The following is a 14,069-nucleotide window of genomic DNA, read 5'->3' on the forward strand; positions in this document are numbered from 1 at the left end:
TTGGTCAACGGATCCGGGACCTCCGCCCCCATGTGGTCTAGACCTCTCCCGCCGATAGTGGAAGTGATCAGACCATGGGAGGCGGGAATGACCGCGATCGAGGTCGACGAGGTCCGGAGCGATTTGTCCGCGTGGCGCGGCTTCAACGGTGGGGCGTGGCGGGAGCGCGTCGATGTGCGCGACTTCGTGCAGGCGAACTACACGCCGTACGAGGGCGGCGATCAACGGGGGCCGGGACGAGATCAGCGGCGAGCAGGTCGCCCCGGCCCTCCCACCGGTGGACGGCGACGTCCTCGACTACGACCAGGTGCGGTCCGCCTATGACCGGATGCTGGACTGGCTGGCCGCCACCTACGTCGACGCGCTCAACGTCATCCACTACATGCACGACAAGTACGCCTACGAGCGCATCGAGATGGCCCTTCACGACCACCCGGTCGTACGCACGCTGGCCTGCGGCGTCGCCGGGCTGTCCGTGGCGGCAGACAGCCTGTCGGCGATCAAGTACGCCAAGGTCCGCGTGATCCGCGACGCGACCGGGCTCGCGACCGACTACGCGATCGAAGGCGAGTTCCCCGCCTACGGCAACAACGACGACCGCGCCGACCGCATCGCCGTGGACCTGGTCACCGCGTTCATGGCCAAGGTGCGTGAGCGTCCGGCGTACCGGGACGCCGAGCACACGCTGTCGGTGCTCACCATCACCTCCAACGTGGTGTACGGCAAGCACACCGGCAACACCCCGGACGGCCGCCGGACCGGCGAGCCGTTCGCGCCCGGCGCCAACCCGATGAACGGCCGGGACCGGCACGGCATGGTGGCCGCCGCGCTGTCGGCGGCGAAGATCCCCTACGACCAGTCCCGGGACGGCATCTCCCTCACCGAGACCATCACCCCGGCCGGCCTCGGCCGCGCCTCCGAGGAGCGGATCGGCAACCTCGCCGGGATCCTCGACGGATACGTGGACGCGGGCGGCTACCACATGAACGTCAACGTCCTCGACCGCGCCACCCTGCTGGACGCGATGGCGCACCCGGAGCGCTACCCGCAGACAACGCAGACCACCGACCGTCCAAATGGGACGTCCACCGCACTCACCGGCGCCGTCCACTCCTGGGACATCTCCACCGGGGTGGACGGCCCCGGAACCCGGTTCGTCGTCTTCACCGGCGGCTGCCCGCTGCGCTGCCTGTACTGCCAGAACCCCGAGACCTGGCGAATGCGCGACAGCCGCCGGATCACCGTGGACGAGTTGATGACCGAGATCGGCAAGTACCGCCGCTTCATCGAGGTCGCGGGCGGAGGAGTCACGATCAGCGGCGGCGAGCCGCTGCTCCAGCCCGCCTTCACCGGCGAACTGCTGCGCCGCTGCCGCAAACTCGGCCTGCACACCGCGCTCGACACATCCGGGAACCTCGGCGACCGCGCGAGCGACGCCCTGCTCGCCGACACGGGCCTCGTCCTCCTCGACATCAAGGCGTGGAACCCCCGGACCTACCGGGCCCTGACCGGCGGCGCGGTCGACCCGACGCTGCGGTTCGCGCGACGCCTCGCCGCCCTGGACCGTCCCACCTGGGTCCGGTACGTCCTCGTTCCCGGCCGCAACGACGGCGACGACGAAGTCGACGCCGTCGCGTCCTTCGTCGCCACCCTGCCCAACGTCGAACACGTCGACGTGCTGCCCTTCCACCGCCTCGGCGTCCCCAAGTACCAACGCCTCGGCATCCCCTTCCCGCCCGCCGACACTCCACCGCCCACCGCGCAACTCCTCGAACACGTCCACGCCCGCTTCCGCGCCCACGGCATCGAAAGCCGGTGATGGTCTCGCCGTTCAGACGGCGGGGTCGGCGCTGCCGCGTTCGAGTTCCGCTGCGACCGTCACGGCCCAGGACTCGATCTCCGGCCAGTCCCGACAGACGCCGTAGCACAGAGAAGGTGTGCGCCCGCTCCCTGAGAGGGTGTCCGCGATTGGCCTGCCAATGACACGCCGCCTTCCCTCCGCTTCGCCATCACGGGGGTCTCGGACCCCGCGTCTGACAACCCGGCACCACCAAAGCCGGGGTACAGCAATTCCGTGCTGCCGGAGCAGGCTCTGCGGGTGGGAGTGTCAACTTTTCGGTGTAACTGGGGTTGTTGTCTGGTTCAGATGCGTCCGGCGGACAGGCGTCCGTCGAAGTGGATGTCGAAGGCGTTGAGGGCGGCTTTCCAGCGGACGACCCACTTGGCGTGTCCGCGGCCGGTGGGGTCCAGGCTCATCAATGCCATGTAGAGGCATTTGAGGGCGGCCTGTTCGGTCGGGAAGTGGCCGCGGGCGTTCACGGCCCGGCGGAGCCGGGCGTTGATCGACTCGATGGCGTTGGTGGTGCAGATGACCTTGCGGATCTCAATGTCGAAGGCCAGGAACGGGACGAACTCGGCCCAGGCGTCGGTCCACAGCCGGATGATCGCGGGGTACTTGTGTTCCCAGGTGCCGGAGAACTCGGCGAACCGGTCCAGCGCGGCGGCCTCGGTCGGGGCGGTGTAAACGGGCTTGAGGCCCTTGGCCATCTGGGCCCAGTCGGTGCGGGAGGCGTAGCGGAAGGACGCCCGGATCAGATGCACGATGCAGGTCTGTACCACGGTGGCCGGCCAGACCGCGTTGACCGCGTCGGGCAGGCCCTTGAGCCCGTCGCAGACCAGCATCAGCACATCGGCCACGCCCCGGTTCTTGATCTCGGTCAGGATCCGCATCCAGTACTTGGCGCCCTCGCCGTCGCCGTGCTCGCCCGCCCACAGGCCCAAGATGTCGCGCTCGCCGTTCACCGTCACACCCAGGGCCAGGTAGATGGGCCGGTTGGCGACCTGCCCATCGCGGATCTTCACCCGGATCGCGTCGATGAACACCACCGGGTAGACCGGGTCCAGCGGGCGGGACTGCCAGTCGGCCATGCCCTCCAGTACCCGGTCGGTGATCGCCGAAATGGTGTCCTTGGACACCGAGGCGCCATAGACCTCGGCCAGATGCGCGCTGATCTCACCGGTGGTCAGGCCCTTGGCCGACAGCGACAGCACGATCCCGTCCATCCCGTTCAGCCGCCGCTGGCGCTTGCGGACGATCTGCGGCTCGAACGAGGCGTCCCGGTCCCGCGGCACCTCGATCTGCACCGGACCGGCCTCGGTGAGCACCGTCTTGGACCGCTTGCCGTTGCGCGAGTTGCCCGAGTTCATACCGGCCCGATCGTGTCGGCCATAGCCCAGGTGGGCGTCCATCTCGCCCTCCAGCGACGACTCCAGCACGATCTTGGTCAGTTGCTGCAGCAGCCCGCCCTCGCCATCGACCGCCAGCCCATCGGCCCGGGCCTGCGCCACCAGCTCGGCCAACTGCGAGGCCACCGCCGGCGACAACACCGGCCCCTGCCCAGCCGCCGAGACAGCCGAGGCGTTGCTCTTCTTCGTCACAGGTGCCACTTCCATGATCAGGAGTTACACCGTTGTTCTTACACTCCCCTGCGGGTCCATTGTCTGGACGGCTCAGGTGAGTTCTTTGTACAGGAGCTGGGTCAATCCGTTGGGATCGGTGATGATCTGGCTTTTGGTCACTGTTCCTTCGTCCCATGCCTGCATGGCTTCCAGGCGGATGGTGGTGGGCCTGTCGATGTCGATGAAGGCGCGGCCGCTGGCGGTGGTGCCGTAATCGCGATTGGCGGCGGGCGGGTGGTTGGCGCTGGTGGTGACCAGGAGATTGCTTTCCTTGACCGGGACGCCGGCGGTGAGGTTGAACACCCGGGAGATGATCCAGGCGTGAGTGGACCGGTTCAGCGCGGTGACGAACTGGCCGCGGACCTGTTGTGTCACCTCGTACGTCCCTCGTTTTTTCAAGGTGATGGTGGTGTGGGTGATGGGAGTCCATCGGCGGGTGGCGGTCGTCAGCGCGGTCGTGTGACCGATCGCTCTGCCGTGGTCTGGCGCGGTGGCGGTCTTTTCGGCTGGGGCCTGCTTGCTGTCGGTGGCGGGTCCGATCAGGGAGGCCAGCGGCGCGGTGATGACGGGCATGAGGGCCAGCCCGAACAGGAGAGCCACCGTTTCCAGTCTTTCCATGCGAGAAGCTTGGCGGGCGCCGTCCATGTCCCGTCCATGCCCGGTCCATAGCAGTTGGAGGCGGGACGGCTAATGGCTCGGTGCGGCATCGGCGAAGATGCGCCGAAAGGCGGACGAAATTGCGCAACGAGATGAGATTCCAAAAGAAGGATATTTGCCTCCACGTGCCCGTGTGCAAGCCGACGAGGCCGCGGTCTTCGCTCGCATGAGTTCGCTGGGTCACGGAGAGTCGTGAGGCAGGTCAGATCCTTGCCGTGCAGGTGAAGAATGCATTCAGTCGCCTGCCGCGAAACACGCAGTATTGTGTTCGAGGTCAGTGTCCAGTTGGGCGGCGACCGACCTTGCCTGCCAAGATGCCGAGAGTTGATGTCGTATGGCTGGAGAATTCAAGATCTTGGGCCCGCTGGAGGTATGGACGAGTGGCGAGCCGCTGCGCCTGAGCGGTGCCGGGCAGCGGAAGGTGCTGGCCGCGTTATTGCTGTCAGCAGGTCATGTGGTGCCGCTGAGCCATTTGGTGGATGCGGTCTGGCCGCAGGAGCCGCCTCCCACCGCGGAGAAACGCGTCCGCAATCTGGTGTCCGAGCTGCGGAGGCTTCTCGCCGACGGAGGACTGGCGGGGCCGGTGGCGGCGGGCGCCGGGTACCGGCTGGACGTCGGAGAGGGCGAGCTCGACGCCGCCGTGTTCGACGGCCGGGTGAGGCGGGCCCGCCGGCATGCCGACGACGGGCGACCGGCGGAGGCGGTCGCCGAGTTCCGCGCGGCCCTGAACCTGTGGCGGGGGCCGGTGCTCGCGGGGCTGGAATGCCCGGCGCTCCAGCCGCGGGTGACCAGTTGGGAGGAGCGGCGGACGGCGACGCTGGAGGAGGACATCGAGCTGGAACTGGACCTCGGACGGCACCACAGCGTGATCAGCGAGCTGAGCGAGCAGGTGGCCGCGCACCCGCTCCGGGAACGGCTGGCCGGACAGCTGATGCTGGCGTTGCACCGAGCCGGTCGGCGGCCAGAAGCGCTGCGGGTCTTCCACGACACACGCGAGACGCTGGCCGAGGAACTGGGCCTGGACCCCGGCGACCAGTTACAGCGGCTGCACCAGCAGATCCTTTCCGACGACCCCGGCCTCGCGGCGTCGCCACCGGATCGGCGCAGGCGCGTCCAGCAGCTGCCCCGCGACCTCGCCGACTTCACCGGCCGCGCCACCGAACTGAACCGGCTCATCTCCGCCCTGCCGACGGAGGGGGAGCCGACCACCGCGGTGGTGATCAACTCCATCGACGGGATGGCGGGGATCGGCAAGACCGCCCTCGCGGTGCACGCCGCACACCGGCTGGCCGACCGCTACCCCGACGCGCAACTGTTCGTCGACCTCCACGCGCACACCGCCGGAGACGAGCCCGGCGCCACGGCCGCCGCCTTGGAGACGCTCCTGCGCGCGGTGGGCGTGCCGGGGGAGCGGATCCCCGACGAGCTGCATCAGCGGGCCGGGCTGTGGCGGGACGAACTGGCCGGCCTCAAGGCCCTGATCGTCCTCGACAACGCCACCAGCGCCGAACAGGTGAGGCCGCTGCTGCCCGGCGACCCCGGGAGCCTGGTGCTGATCACCAGCCGCCGCCGGCTCACCGATCTGGAGGCCGCCCGCACGCTGTCCCTGGAGGTGTTGCCGCCCGCCGACGCGGCCGCGCTGTTCACCCGGATCGCCGACGACGCGCGTGCCGTCACTGAACCGCAGGCCCTGGACGAGGTGGTGAGGCTCTGCGGCCTGCTGCCGCTCGCGGTCCGGATCGCCGCCGCCCGGCTGCGCACCCGCCCCACCTGGACCCTCGCCCACCTGGCCGAACGCCTGGGCGACCAGCAGCGGCGGCTGGGCGAGCTGGCCACCGGCGACCGCAGCGTCGCCGCCGCGTTCGCCCTCTCCTACCGGCAGCTCACACCCGTCCAGCAGCGGCTGTTCCGGCTGCTGAGCCTGCACTCGGGTCCCGATTTCGACGCTCACACCGCCGCCAGGGTCGCCGACGTCCCGCTCCAGGAGGCCGACCGGCTCCTGGAGGACCTGCTGGACGTGCATCTGCTGCAGCAACGCACCGCCGGCCGGTACCGCTTCCATGACCTGCTGCACACCTACGCCGCCCACCTCGCCCTCGAAGAGGACGCCGAGGCCGACCGTCGCGCCGTCCTGGGCCGCCTCCTCGACCACTATCTCGCGTCCGCCCGGAACCTCTACCGGCTGCTCCGCAACGGCTGCAAGCTCCCCGACGCGATGGCGGCCACCCACTCGGCAGGGGTCGCGTTCGCCGACCTGGCCGAGGGACAGACCTGGATGCTGAACGAGCTCGACGGCGTCCTCGGAGCCGTCCGCGGTGCGGCCGCGGACCCCGGCGCGCCGATCGCCGTCGCCGCGGACCTGCTGCTCGCCCTCGATCCCCTGGGCGACGTCGCGTTCCTGTGGCCGCGGCTCAACGGTCCGGCCGCCGAGATCGCCGACGCCGCGCAGGCGCGCGGTGAGTTCCCCGCCGAGGCCCGGGCCCGTTACATGCTCGGCGGCGGGCTCTGGCAGGTCGACAGGCTGGACGGCGGCGAAGCGCAGATCCGCCGCGGCATCCGGGCCGCCCACGACGGCGGGGACGAGGCGATCCTGGACCGGCTGCTCAACGTGTCCGCCCTGCTCGCCTTCCACCGGCACGACCACGAGGAGGCGCTCGTGATCTTCCAGGAGAGCCTGGCGATCAGCCGCCGCTCCGGCGACTGGTGGTCGCAGTTGGAGGTGCTGAACAACATCGCCGCTCTCCACATCATCGGGCTCCGGCGTCCCCTGGAGGCGCTGCCGTGGCTGGAGCGCGGGCTGGCGCTGGCGGACAGGGTCGGGGGACGGCCTCTCGCCTGGCAGTACCTGATGATCAACCGCGGCCGGGCGAAGCGGGCGCTCGGCCGTCCGGACGAGGCCGTCGAGGACTTCCGCGCCGCGCTCACCGCCAGCCGCGCGCTCGCCTCCCCTTTCCAGGAGGCGATGGCCCTGCAGGAATTGATGGTGACGTCGCGTGGGCTCGGCCGCCCGGAGGAGGCCCTCGAACACGCCGAGGCGAGCCTGGCCATCTGGCGGCAGCTCGGCCAGGAGGCCAGGCAGGCCGCGGTCAGGGCGGAGAAGGAGACGATCCACGCCGAGCTGGACGGATCGCGTCCATTGGCTTGAGCCGCTCCAGTGCCGAACAATGGCCGGGCCATCGGCTGGGATCGCGGACGCTGTGCCGCGATCCCAGCTGAACCAGGCGCGAGAGGCGCGGAAGGCCGCCGAGTCAGGCTCCGACGGTGTTCAGCGACATGTCCACGAAAATGGACTGGCCTTGGGACGAGGTGCCGCAGATCCAGATGGAGCCGGGCAGGTTCGCGTCGCCCGCAGGCACCGTGACCTGGAAGCGGGCGGTGTGCTCCGAGCGGATGACGGTGGCGGAGGTGAAGAAGCTCGTGCCGCCCTGGGAAGTGATGACGTCGCCACGCCGGACCGTCCAGTCGATGGCGATCCCGTCGGGATTGTTGCGGTTGAAGGCGAAGCCGTTGGCCGCCAGGAACGAACCCGTGTCCGGGTGGACGTTCACCGGTCCGGCGCAGACGGTGGACCCACGGGTGACGGTGCCCTGAGCGCTGGCCGCGTCCGAGCCGGTGGCGGCCGAGGAGACGGTCCCGAAGGCCAGGACGGCCGCGGCCGCCGTAACGCCGGCCGAGGCGGTGGCGATGGCCGCCTTGTGCCGGGAAGCGGTCGGCCGGAGCCGAGAGACTAAGCCAGGACGCATGATCGCGTCCCCCCTTTCATGATGGAAACGGATGGGTTCGGAGGAACCGCATCCCTTCACCACCTCCACGGAACCCGAGCGGCCCGGGTTCGCCGCGCCCATTGTCCGGACGCGGCCACCCTCCGAATCGACGGTTCGCAGTAGGACCAGACGATTCCCTGGGCCGATCAAGCTCCCAACCCGATATCACCCTCGGCGTCACGCCGCCGCGTCCGCCGGGGCCTACACTTTTGCAGGTGAACAGCGACGAATCTCTTGACGGGTTCGGGGGGTTGGACACCTCGGTTCTGCCACCGCGCCAGCAGCGGATTTTGGCCGCGATCGCCGATTGGGTGGCGCGGTACGGATACCCGCCGAGCACGCGGCAGATCGGCGACACCGTCGGCCTGCGGTCCCCGTCGTCGGTGTCACGGCACCTGAAGAGCCTGGAGGACCAGGGGTTTCTTCGCCGCGGCGCTTCGATGGCCCGGCCGATCGACGTGCGGATGTTCCTCCAGCGGCACTCCGGGGCCTCGCCGGCCGATGATTCGGTGACCGTGCCCATCGCCGGCGACATCGCCGCGGGGGTACCCATCTCGGCCGAAGAACACGTCGAGGACGTGCTGTCGCTGCCCCGCGAGCTGACCGGGCGCGGCGAGGTGTTCGCCCTTCGCGTCCGCGGCGACTCCATGATCGAGGCCGCGATCTGCGACGGCGACCTCGTCGTGGTCCGCCACCAGCCCGAGGCGCATTCAGGCCAGATCGTCGCCGCGATGATCGACGGCGAGGCCACCGTCAAGGTGCTGCGCCGCCGCAACGGCCACGTCCATCTCGAACCCCGCAACCCCGCCTACGACGTCATCGACGGCGACCGCGCCGTCATCCTCGGCATCGTCGTCGCCGTCCTCCGCAGCGTCTGAACCCGCGATGTGAATCGCCCCCGCTGTCAAGAGTCCGGCTCGGCAGGTGGGGCACGGGCTCTCGCCGGTCACGAGGCAGCGCTGTCAGATGCGAGTCAACCTCCGCGCTGTACCAGTGTTCGCCGATCCACGCTAAGCCGTCCGCCATCGTGCCGCCCCGTCTCTCGGTCGTTGCGCGCACGGTACCGAGCCTTGGGGACGATTCCGGGCCGCCGGGCGATGGATGGGCGGATTCGGCTGGTCTGGATTACGCAGCGACTCGGAGGAATTCGGGTGCTCTGAACTGGTTGAAGGGCTTGTAGGTGGGGGAGCGATCGTCGTCTGCCAGCCGTAGTTCGGGATAGCGGGCTGCTAGGAGTTCGAGGGCGACTTCGAGTTCGAGTCTCGCCAGTGGAGCGCCGATGCAGTTGTGGATTCCGTGACCGAAACCCAGATGCTTTTTCGCGTTCGTCCGGTCGAGGCGGAATTCGTCCGGTGCCGGGAAGTGATCGGCATCGTGGTTGGCGGAGGCATAGAATAAGAAGAGCCGATCTCCTGCGGCGAAAGTGATCCCGCCCACGGTCACCTCTCGCGTGGCGGTACGAAAGAGACCGAACACGGAAGTGTCGAACCGCAGGCCCTCGGCGACGACCTGATCGACCGCGACCTCCCCGCGTACAAGGGCGGCCCAGCGTGAAGGCTCTTCGAGAAGCGCGCCGACGATGTTGGTGATGGCGTTTCCGGTGGTCTCCCATCCGGCCGAGACGAGGCCCAGGGCCTGCATGACGACCTCGTCCGCGTTGAGGACGTCGCCGTCCGGGTCGCCGGTGATCATCAGCGAAATGAGGTCGTTCCGCGGACGGGCCCGCCGCGTCTCGACCAGCTCGCGCAGGTGGGCGACCGCCTCGGCGAAGCCCCGGCCGTGGTCGATCAGCTCCTTGTCGGTCAGCGCCGACGTTCCGGCGAACAGGACGGTCTCGTCCTCTATCCACCGCAGGAGGTCCGGGTTCTCGTCAAGAGGGAAGCCGGTCACCTGCGTGATGACCTCCAGGGGGACGACCGAAGAGAACTCAGTCACCAGGTCGAACACACCGGAAGCGGGGAGCCGGTCTACGTACTTCGCGATGATCTGCCTGATCGACGGCTCGAACCGCGCGATGGCGCCGGGCTTGAATCCGTCGTGGACGAGCCGGCGCACAGCTGTATGCCGGGGCGGATCACCGATCGTGATGACCGTATGGTCGAACAGGAAGTCCGCCGCCCACTGTGCTTCTTCCGGCAACCCGACAGGCTTGGGAAACGCATCGCTGGAGGAGAACGTCTTCCAATCGGACGCTATCCGCTTGATGTCGTCGTATCGAGTGACGCACCAAGCCTGCAGCGGCTCGGAAAAGAAGATCGGCTCCCGCTCCCGGGCCTGCTCGAAATACCCGTATGCAGACCCGACATGCGGCCCGAACGGATTAAAGGAGTTCAGGTCGAGCATGTCGTCGATGTTCTCCTTTGTCGGAGTTGCCACCGGAACGCACGCTATCACCCGATTTTGCGATCTTCACGTCCAGTCAGGCGACACTGGCCGTTAAGCAAGGGCCATCCTTTCCGGTCTGCCGAATGCCACATGAAAAGACCGTTCCGCCGATCGACGACGGGTGAACGGTGATCGTCGTGGCGCCGTACGCGCCTCGCGGAAATATGTCGCCTTGAAAATCCTCAGATCGGCCCAGCCGAGCTTGACCAGGTCGGTGAGGTCGTAACCGGCTCGGGTCCCCCGGTCGTGGGAGTTCACGGTGTCGCCGCCTTGACCGGTGTCCGGCGCGTCGGGTCGAGGGCATCGGCGAGCAGGCCGATCTGCCGGGGATCGCCCGAGCAGGGCAGCAGTACCAGGTCGTCCGCGCCCGCCACGGTCAGGCGGTCGATCTCCAGGTTTAGCCGATCGGGATCGGTCAGCAGGTCGGGCTGGATGTGCGGAAGGTAGTCGGGGCCGTAGTAGTGCGCCACGTAGGCTTCGGCGGTCTGCGCCGCGCCGGGTCCCAGGCAGAAGTAGCGCTCGACGACGATGCGCGGCCGTCCGGGTCGCGCGGCCCGGGCCCATTCCCGGTGGACGGCCTCCACGCCCTGTTCGAGGGTTCGCAGGCCGAAGGACGGGGCCACCCAGCCATCGGACAGGCGGGCGGCGCGGGCGAACCCGGCGGGCACCAGACCGGCCAGCAGCAGTCCGGGGCGGCCTTCGGGGAGGGCGGGGACCGGGCCGGAGGCTCCGCTCGTCTCGCCGCGCCACACGGCGCGCATCGCCGCGATGGCGGCCTCGAACGCGGCGCCGCGCCGGGTCGTCGCCGCACCGCTGGCGGCGTAGTCCTCGGGCCAGCCGCCCATGCCCAGGCCCACGGTCAGCCGTCCGGCGCACAGCCGCTCCAGCGAGTCGATCTGCTTGGCCAGCAGTACGGTGTTGCCCCGGTAACCGGCGTTGAGGACGGTGGTCATCAACTCGATGCGTTCGGTGCCGGCCGCCGCGGCCGCCAGCGCCACCAGCGGGTCCAGGTTGTCGTACACCAGCCTGTCGATCACCCCCAGGGAGGCGAAGCCGCGCTCCTCGCTCTCCGCGGCCCACCGCCCGATGACCGTGGCGTCCGTGCCCGGTACGGCGGCGGGCAGCCCTATTCCGACTCGCAAGACTTTCCTCCAATGACTGTGGTCGTGTGCAGGTTCGGATGCGGTGCCGTACGGGTTAGATCGGCGTCCCATTCGGGGGGATGTTGAAGTTGATGCGGAAGACATTGCCGGGGTCGTAGACGGTTTTGAGTTCGGTCAGGCGGGTGTAGTCGGCGGGGCGGTAGGCGGTGCGGACGATGGCCGGGGCGGTGTCCTCCACGCCGGCGAAGTTGATGTTGGTGCCCCCGGTGCCCCAGGGGCGCATGTCCGCCAGGAACCGGTCGCGCGACTCCCGGCTTCCGGAGGTCGGTGTCGCACCGGTGAACAGGGAGTACGTCGCGTCCCTGCCGCCTACGCAGTTGGGGATCTCGGGCGGACGGGCGTAGGCGCCGCCGAAGTGCCGCAACTCGGCGATGAACGGTGGCTGCGCGTCCGGTCCGGCGTGGGCCAGGAGGGTGTCGACCGCGTCCTTTCCCAGGTCGTGCAGGAACACGTTGCGGTCGTAGGCCACGTAGGGGGCATCGGTGGGGTCGTGATGGATGGTGCCGACCTCGGCGTAGGGCATGTCCCGCAGCGTGTCCATCAGGGCGGGGCCGATCTCCCGCAGCGGCCGCACCAGGTCCTCACCGCCTTCGGCGCCGCTGAAGGCGATCCGCACGTGGGCGACGAACCTGCCGCGCAGTGGCTCCGGCACCATGGGCAGGTCCGGGTTCTGGGCCAGCAGCACCGAGGAGGCCATGGACTCCGGCAGCGAACGGGTCCATTCGGTGTAGGCGTGCAGGACGTCGCCGGTGGCGTCCGCGGGGAAGTAGAGGCCACCGCCGTACAGCCGCGACACCGGGAACAACTCGATCTCCATGCCGACGACGACGCCGAAGTTGTCCTTGCCGCCGCGCACCGCCCAGAACAGGTCGGGGTCGCTCTCCGGGCCGACCTCGCGCAGACGGCCGTCGGCGGTGGCCACGCGCAGCCGTCGCACGTGGTCGGCGGCGAAGCCGAAGCGGCGGCCGAGCAGGCCCGCGCCGCCGCCGGTGGTGTACCCGACCGCGCCCACGTTCGGGCTGGAGCCGTTGAGCGGGGCCAGGCCGTGCGGGGCGGCGCGCTCCACGACCTGCCGCCACCGCGTCCCCGCCTCCACCCAGGCGGACCTGGTCAGCGGGTTCACCTCGACGCCGTTCATCCGCCCGGTGTTGATCAGCACGGCGCCGTCTGCCGCTACGGACGGGCTGTGGCCGGTGGCCATCACGCCGACGGCCCGGCCCTGTGCCACCGCCGTCCGCACGGCGGCGACCACGTCCTGCTCGCCGACCGCGGGGATCACGTACGCCGGACGCGACTCCACAGCGCGGTTGAGCCCCAGCCGCTCCTCGTCATATTCGCGCTCACCAGGTCGAAAGATCTGGATTGGGGATACGTTCATGCAGGTCAACGTATCCACGCGCTGAACGGGCGGTCTTGTAGAAAACGGACTCCACGCGCCCGGCGAATCGGGGGCGGGGACGGCGCGGCGGCTTCGTCAGGAAGCGGCGAAGGGAACGGCCGCCGGGGCGGTGGCGGACGGGTCTCCGGCGGGGTGCGTCCAGAGTCCCCGGTCGCGCAGGATCGGCAGGACGCCCTCGCCGAACCAGTACGCCTCCTCCAGGTGCGGGTAGCCGGAGAGGACGAACTCGTCCAGGCCGAGCGCGGCGTATTCGGCGATGCGGTCGGCGACCTCCTCGTGGCTGCCGACCAGGGCCGTCCCCGCGCCGCCGCGGACCAGGCCCACGCCCGCCCACAGGTTCGGCGCGACCTCCAGTTCGCGCAGGCCCTTCGCGGACCCGCCGTGCAGTTCGAGCATCCGGCGCTGGCCCTCCGACTCGCTGCGGCGCAGGCCCGCCTGGACCTGCTCGATCGCCTCGTCCGATATCCCGGACAGCAGCCGTCCGGCCTGCGCCCACGCCTCGCCGGCGGTGTCGCGGGTGATGACGTGCAGGCGGATGCCGTACCGGATCCGGCGTCCCCGCTCGGCGGCGAGCCCCCTGATCCAGGCGATCTTGTCGGTGACGGCGGCGGGCGGCTCGCCCCAGGTGAGGTAGACGTCGGCGTGCCGGGCCGCGACCCGCCCGGCCGCCGGGGAGGAGCCGCCGAAGTAGACCGGCGGGACGGGGTCGGGGACGCGGCCGAGCCGGGCGTCCTCGACCTGGACGTGCGCCCCGTGGAAGTCGACCCTCTCGCCCCGCCACAGTGAGCGGACGACGTGCAGGAACTCGTCCGTGCGCGTGTACCGGGCGGCCTTGTCGAGGAAGTCGCCGTAGGCGCGCTGCTCGTGCGACTCGCCGCCGGTGACCACGTTCAGCAGCAGCCGTCCGCCCGAATGCCACTGGTAGGTGGCGGCCATCTGCGCCGCCAGTGTGGGGCTGAGCAGCCCGGGACGGAACGCCACCAGGAACTTCAGCCGCTCCGACGCCTCCACCAGCGGCGCGGTGGTCAGCCACGCGTCCTCGCACCACGCCCCGGTCGGGGTCAGCGCGCCCACGAAGCCGATCTCCTCGGCCGCCCGCGCCACCTGCCCGAGATAGCCGAGGGTCGCCGGGCGGTCTCCCCTCGCGACGCCGGACTGCGGGCCGTGCGCCCCACCGGCGATGTAGCGGCTGTCGCCATAGGTGGGCAGGAACCAGTGGAAGGTCAAGGTCACGGGGATCTC

Annotated in this window: 10 protein-coding genes; 3 read left to right on the forward strand and 7 right to left on the reverse strand. The window is 69.7% G+C overall.

The window, feature by feature from the left end; translation table 11 throughout:
- Positions 1 to 172 precede the first annotated feature (172 nt).
- Positions 173 to 1,819, forward strand: a complete 1,647-nt coding sequence (gene pflA, locus FXF65_RS46095; RefSeq protein WP_187412159.1) for a pyruvate formate-lyase-activating protein — start codon at positions 173 to 175, stop codon at positions 1,817 to 1,819.
- A gap of 323 nt (positions 1,820 to 2,142) precedes the next feature.
- Here the strand turns inward: pflA and FXF65_RS07250 are convergent, their stop codons facing one another.
- Both FXF65_RS07250 and FXF65_RS07255 read right to left on the reverse strand, forming a co-directional pair.
- Positions 2,143 to 3,384: an IS256 family transposase gene (locus FXF65_RS07250; RefSeq protein ID WP_425458742.1), complete on the reverse strand. Its 1,242-nt coding sequence runs from the start codon at positions 3,382 to 3,384 to the stop codon at positions 2,143 to 2,145.
- A gap of 126 nt (positions 3,385 to 3,510) precedes the next feature.
- Complete coding sequence (locus tag FXF65_RS07255; protein ID WP_148348955.1) at positions 3,511 to 4,104, reverse strand: hypothetical protein; 594 nt, start codon at positions 4,102 to 4,104, stop codon at positions 3,511 to 3,513.
- Between the two features lie 346 nt (positions 4,105 to 4,450).
- Here FXF65_RS07255 and FXF65_RS07260 point away from each other — a divergent pair, with 346 nt between their 5' ends.
- On the forward strand, positions 4,451 to 7,261 hold the full coding sequence (locus FXF65_RS07260; protein WP_148348956.1) for an AfsR/SARP family transcriptional regulator: 2,811 nt from the start codon (positions 4,451 to 4,453) through the stop codon (positions 7,259 to 7,261).
- Positions 7,262 to 7,364: 103 nt separating this feature from the next.
- On the opposite strand, the gene FXF65_RS07265 is transcribed toward FXF65_RS07260, so the two are convergent.
- Positions 7,365 to 7,961 (reverse strand): hypothetical protein, encoded by a 597-nt coding sequence (locus FXF65_RS07265; RefSeq protein WP_148348957.1) that lies wholly within the window; start codon positions 7,959 to 7,961, stop codon positions 7,365 to 7,367.
- A gap of 134 nt (positions 7,962 to 8,095) precedes the next feature.
- Here FXF65_RS07265 and lexA point away from each other — a divergent pair, with 134 nt between their 5' ends.
- Positions 8,096 to 8,758, forward strand: coding sequence for a transcriptional repressor LexA (lexA, locus tag FXF65_RS07270; RefSeq protein WP_148348958.1), 663 nt, complete (start codon positions 8,096 to 8,098; stop codon positions 8,756 to 8,758).
- A gap of 247 nt (positions 8,759 to 9,005) precedes the next feature.
- Here the strand turns inward: lexA and FXF65_RS07275 are convergent, their stop codons facing one another.
- The 4 genes from FXF65_RS07275 to FXF65_RS07290 form a co-directional block, all read right to left on the reverse strand.
- Positions 9,006 to 10,223, reverse strand: a complete 1,218-nt coding sequence (locus FXF65_RS07275) for a cytochrome P450 (protein WP_148348959.1) — start codon at positions 10,221 to 10,223, stop codon at positions 9,006 to 9,008.
- A 296-nt stretch (positions 10,224 to 10,519) separates the two neighbouring features.
- On the reverse strand, positions 10,520 to 11,407 hold the full coding sequence (locus tag FXF65_RS07280) for an LLM class flavin-dependent oxidoreductase (RefSeq protein WP_187412161.1): 888 nt from the start codon (positions 11,405 to 11,407) through the stop codon (positions 10,520 to 10,522).
- A 55-nt stretch (positions 11,408 to 11,462) separates the two neighbouring features.
- On the reverse strand, positions 11,463 to 12,806 hold the full coding sequence (locus FXF65_RS07285; RefSeq protein ID WP_148348961.1) for an FAD-binding oxidoreductase: 1,344 nt from the start codon (positions 12,804 to 12,806) through the stop codon (positions 11,463 to 11,465).
- A 96-nt stretch (positions 12,807 to 12,902) separates the two neighbouring features.
- Positions 12,903 to 14,060 (reverse strand): LLM class flavin-dependent oxidoreductase, encoded by a 1,158-nt coding sequence (locus FXF65_RS07290; protein WP_148348962.1) that lies wholly within the window; start codon positions 14,058 to 14,060, stop codon positions 12,903 to 12,905.
- Positions 14,061 to 14,069 lie beyond the last annotated feature (9 nt).

Source organism: Actinomadura syzygii (assembly GCF_008085905.1).
GTDB lineage: Bacteria > Actinomycetota > Actinomycetes > Streptosporangiales > Streptosporangiaceae > Spirillospora > Spirillospora syzygii.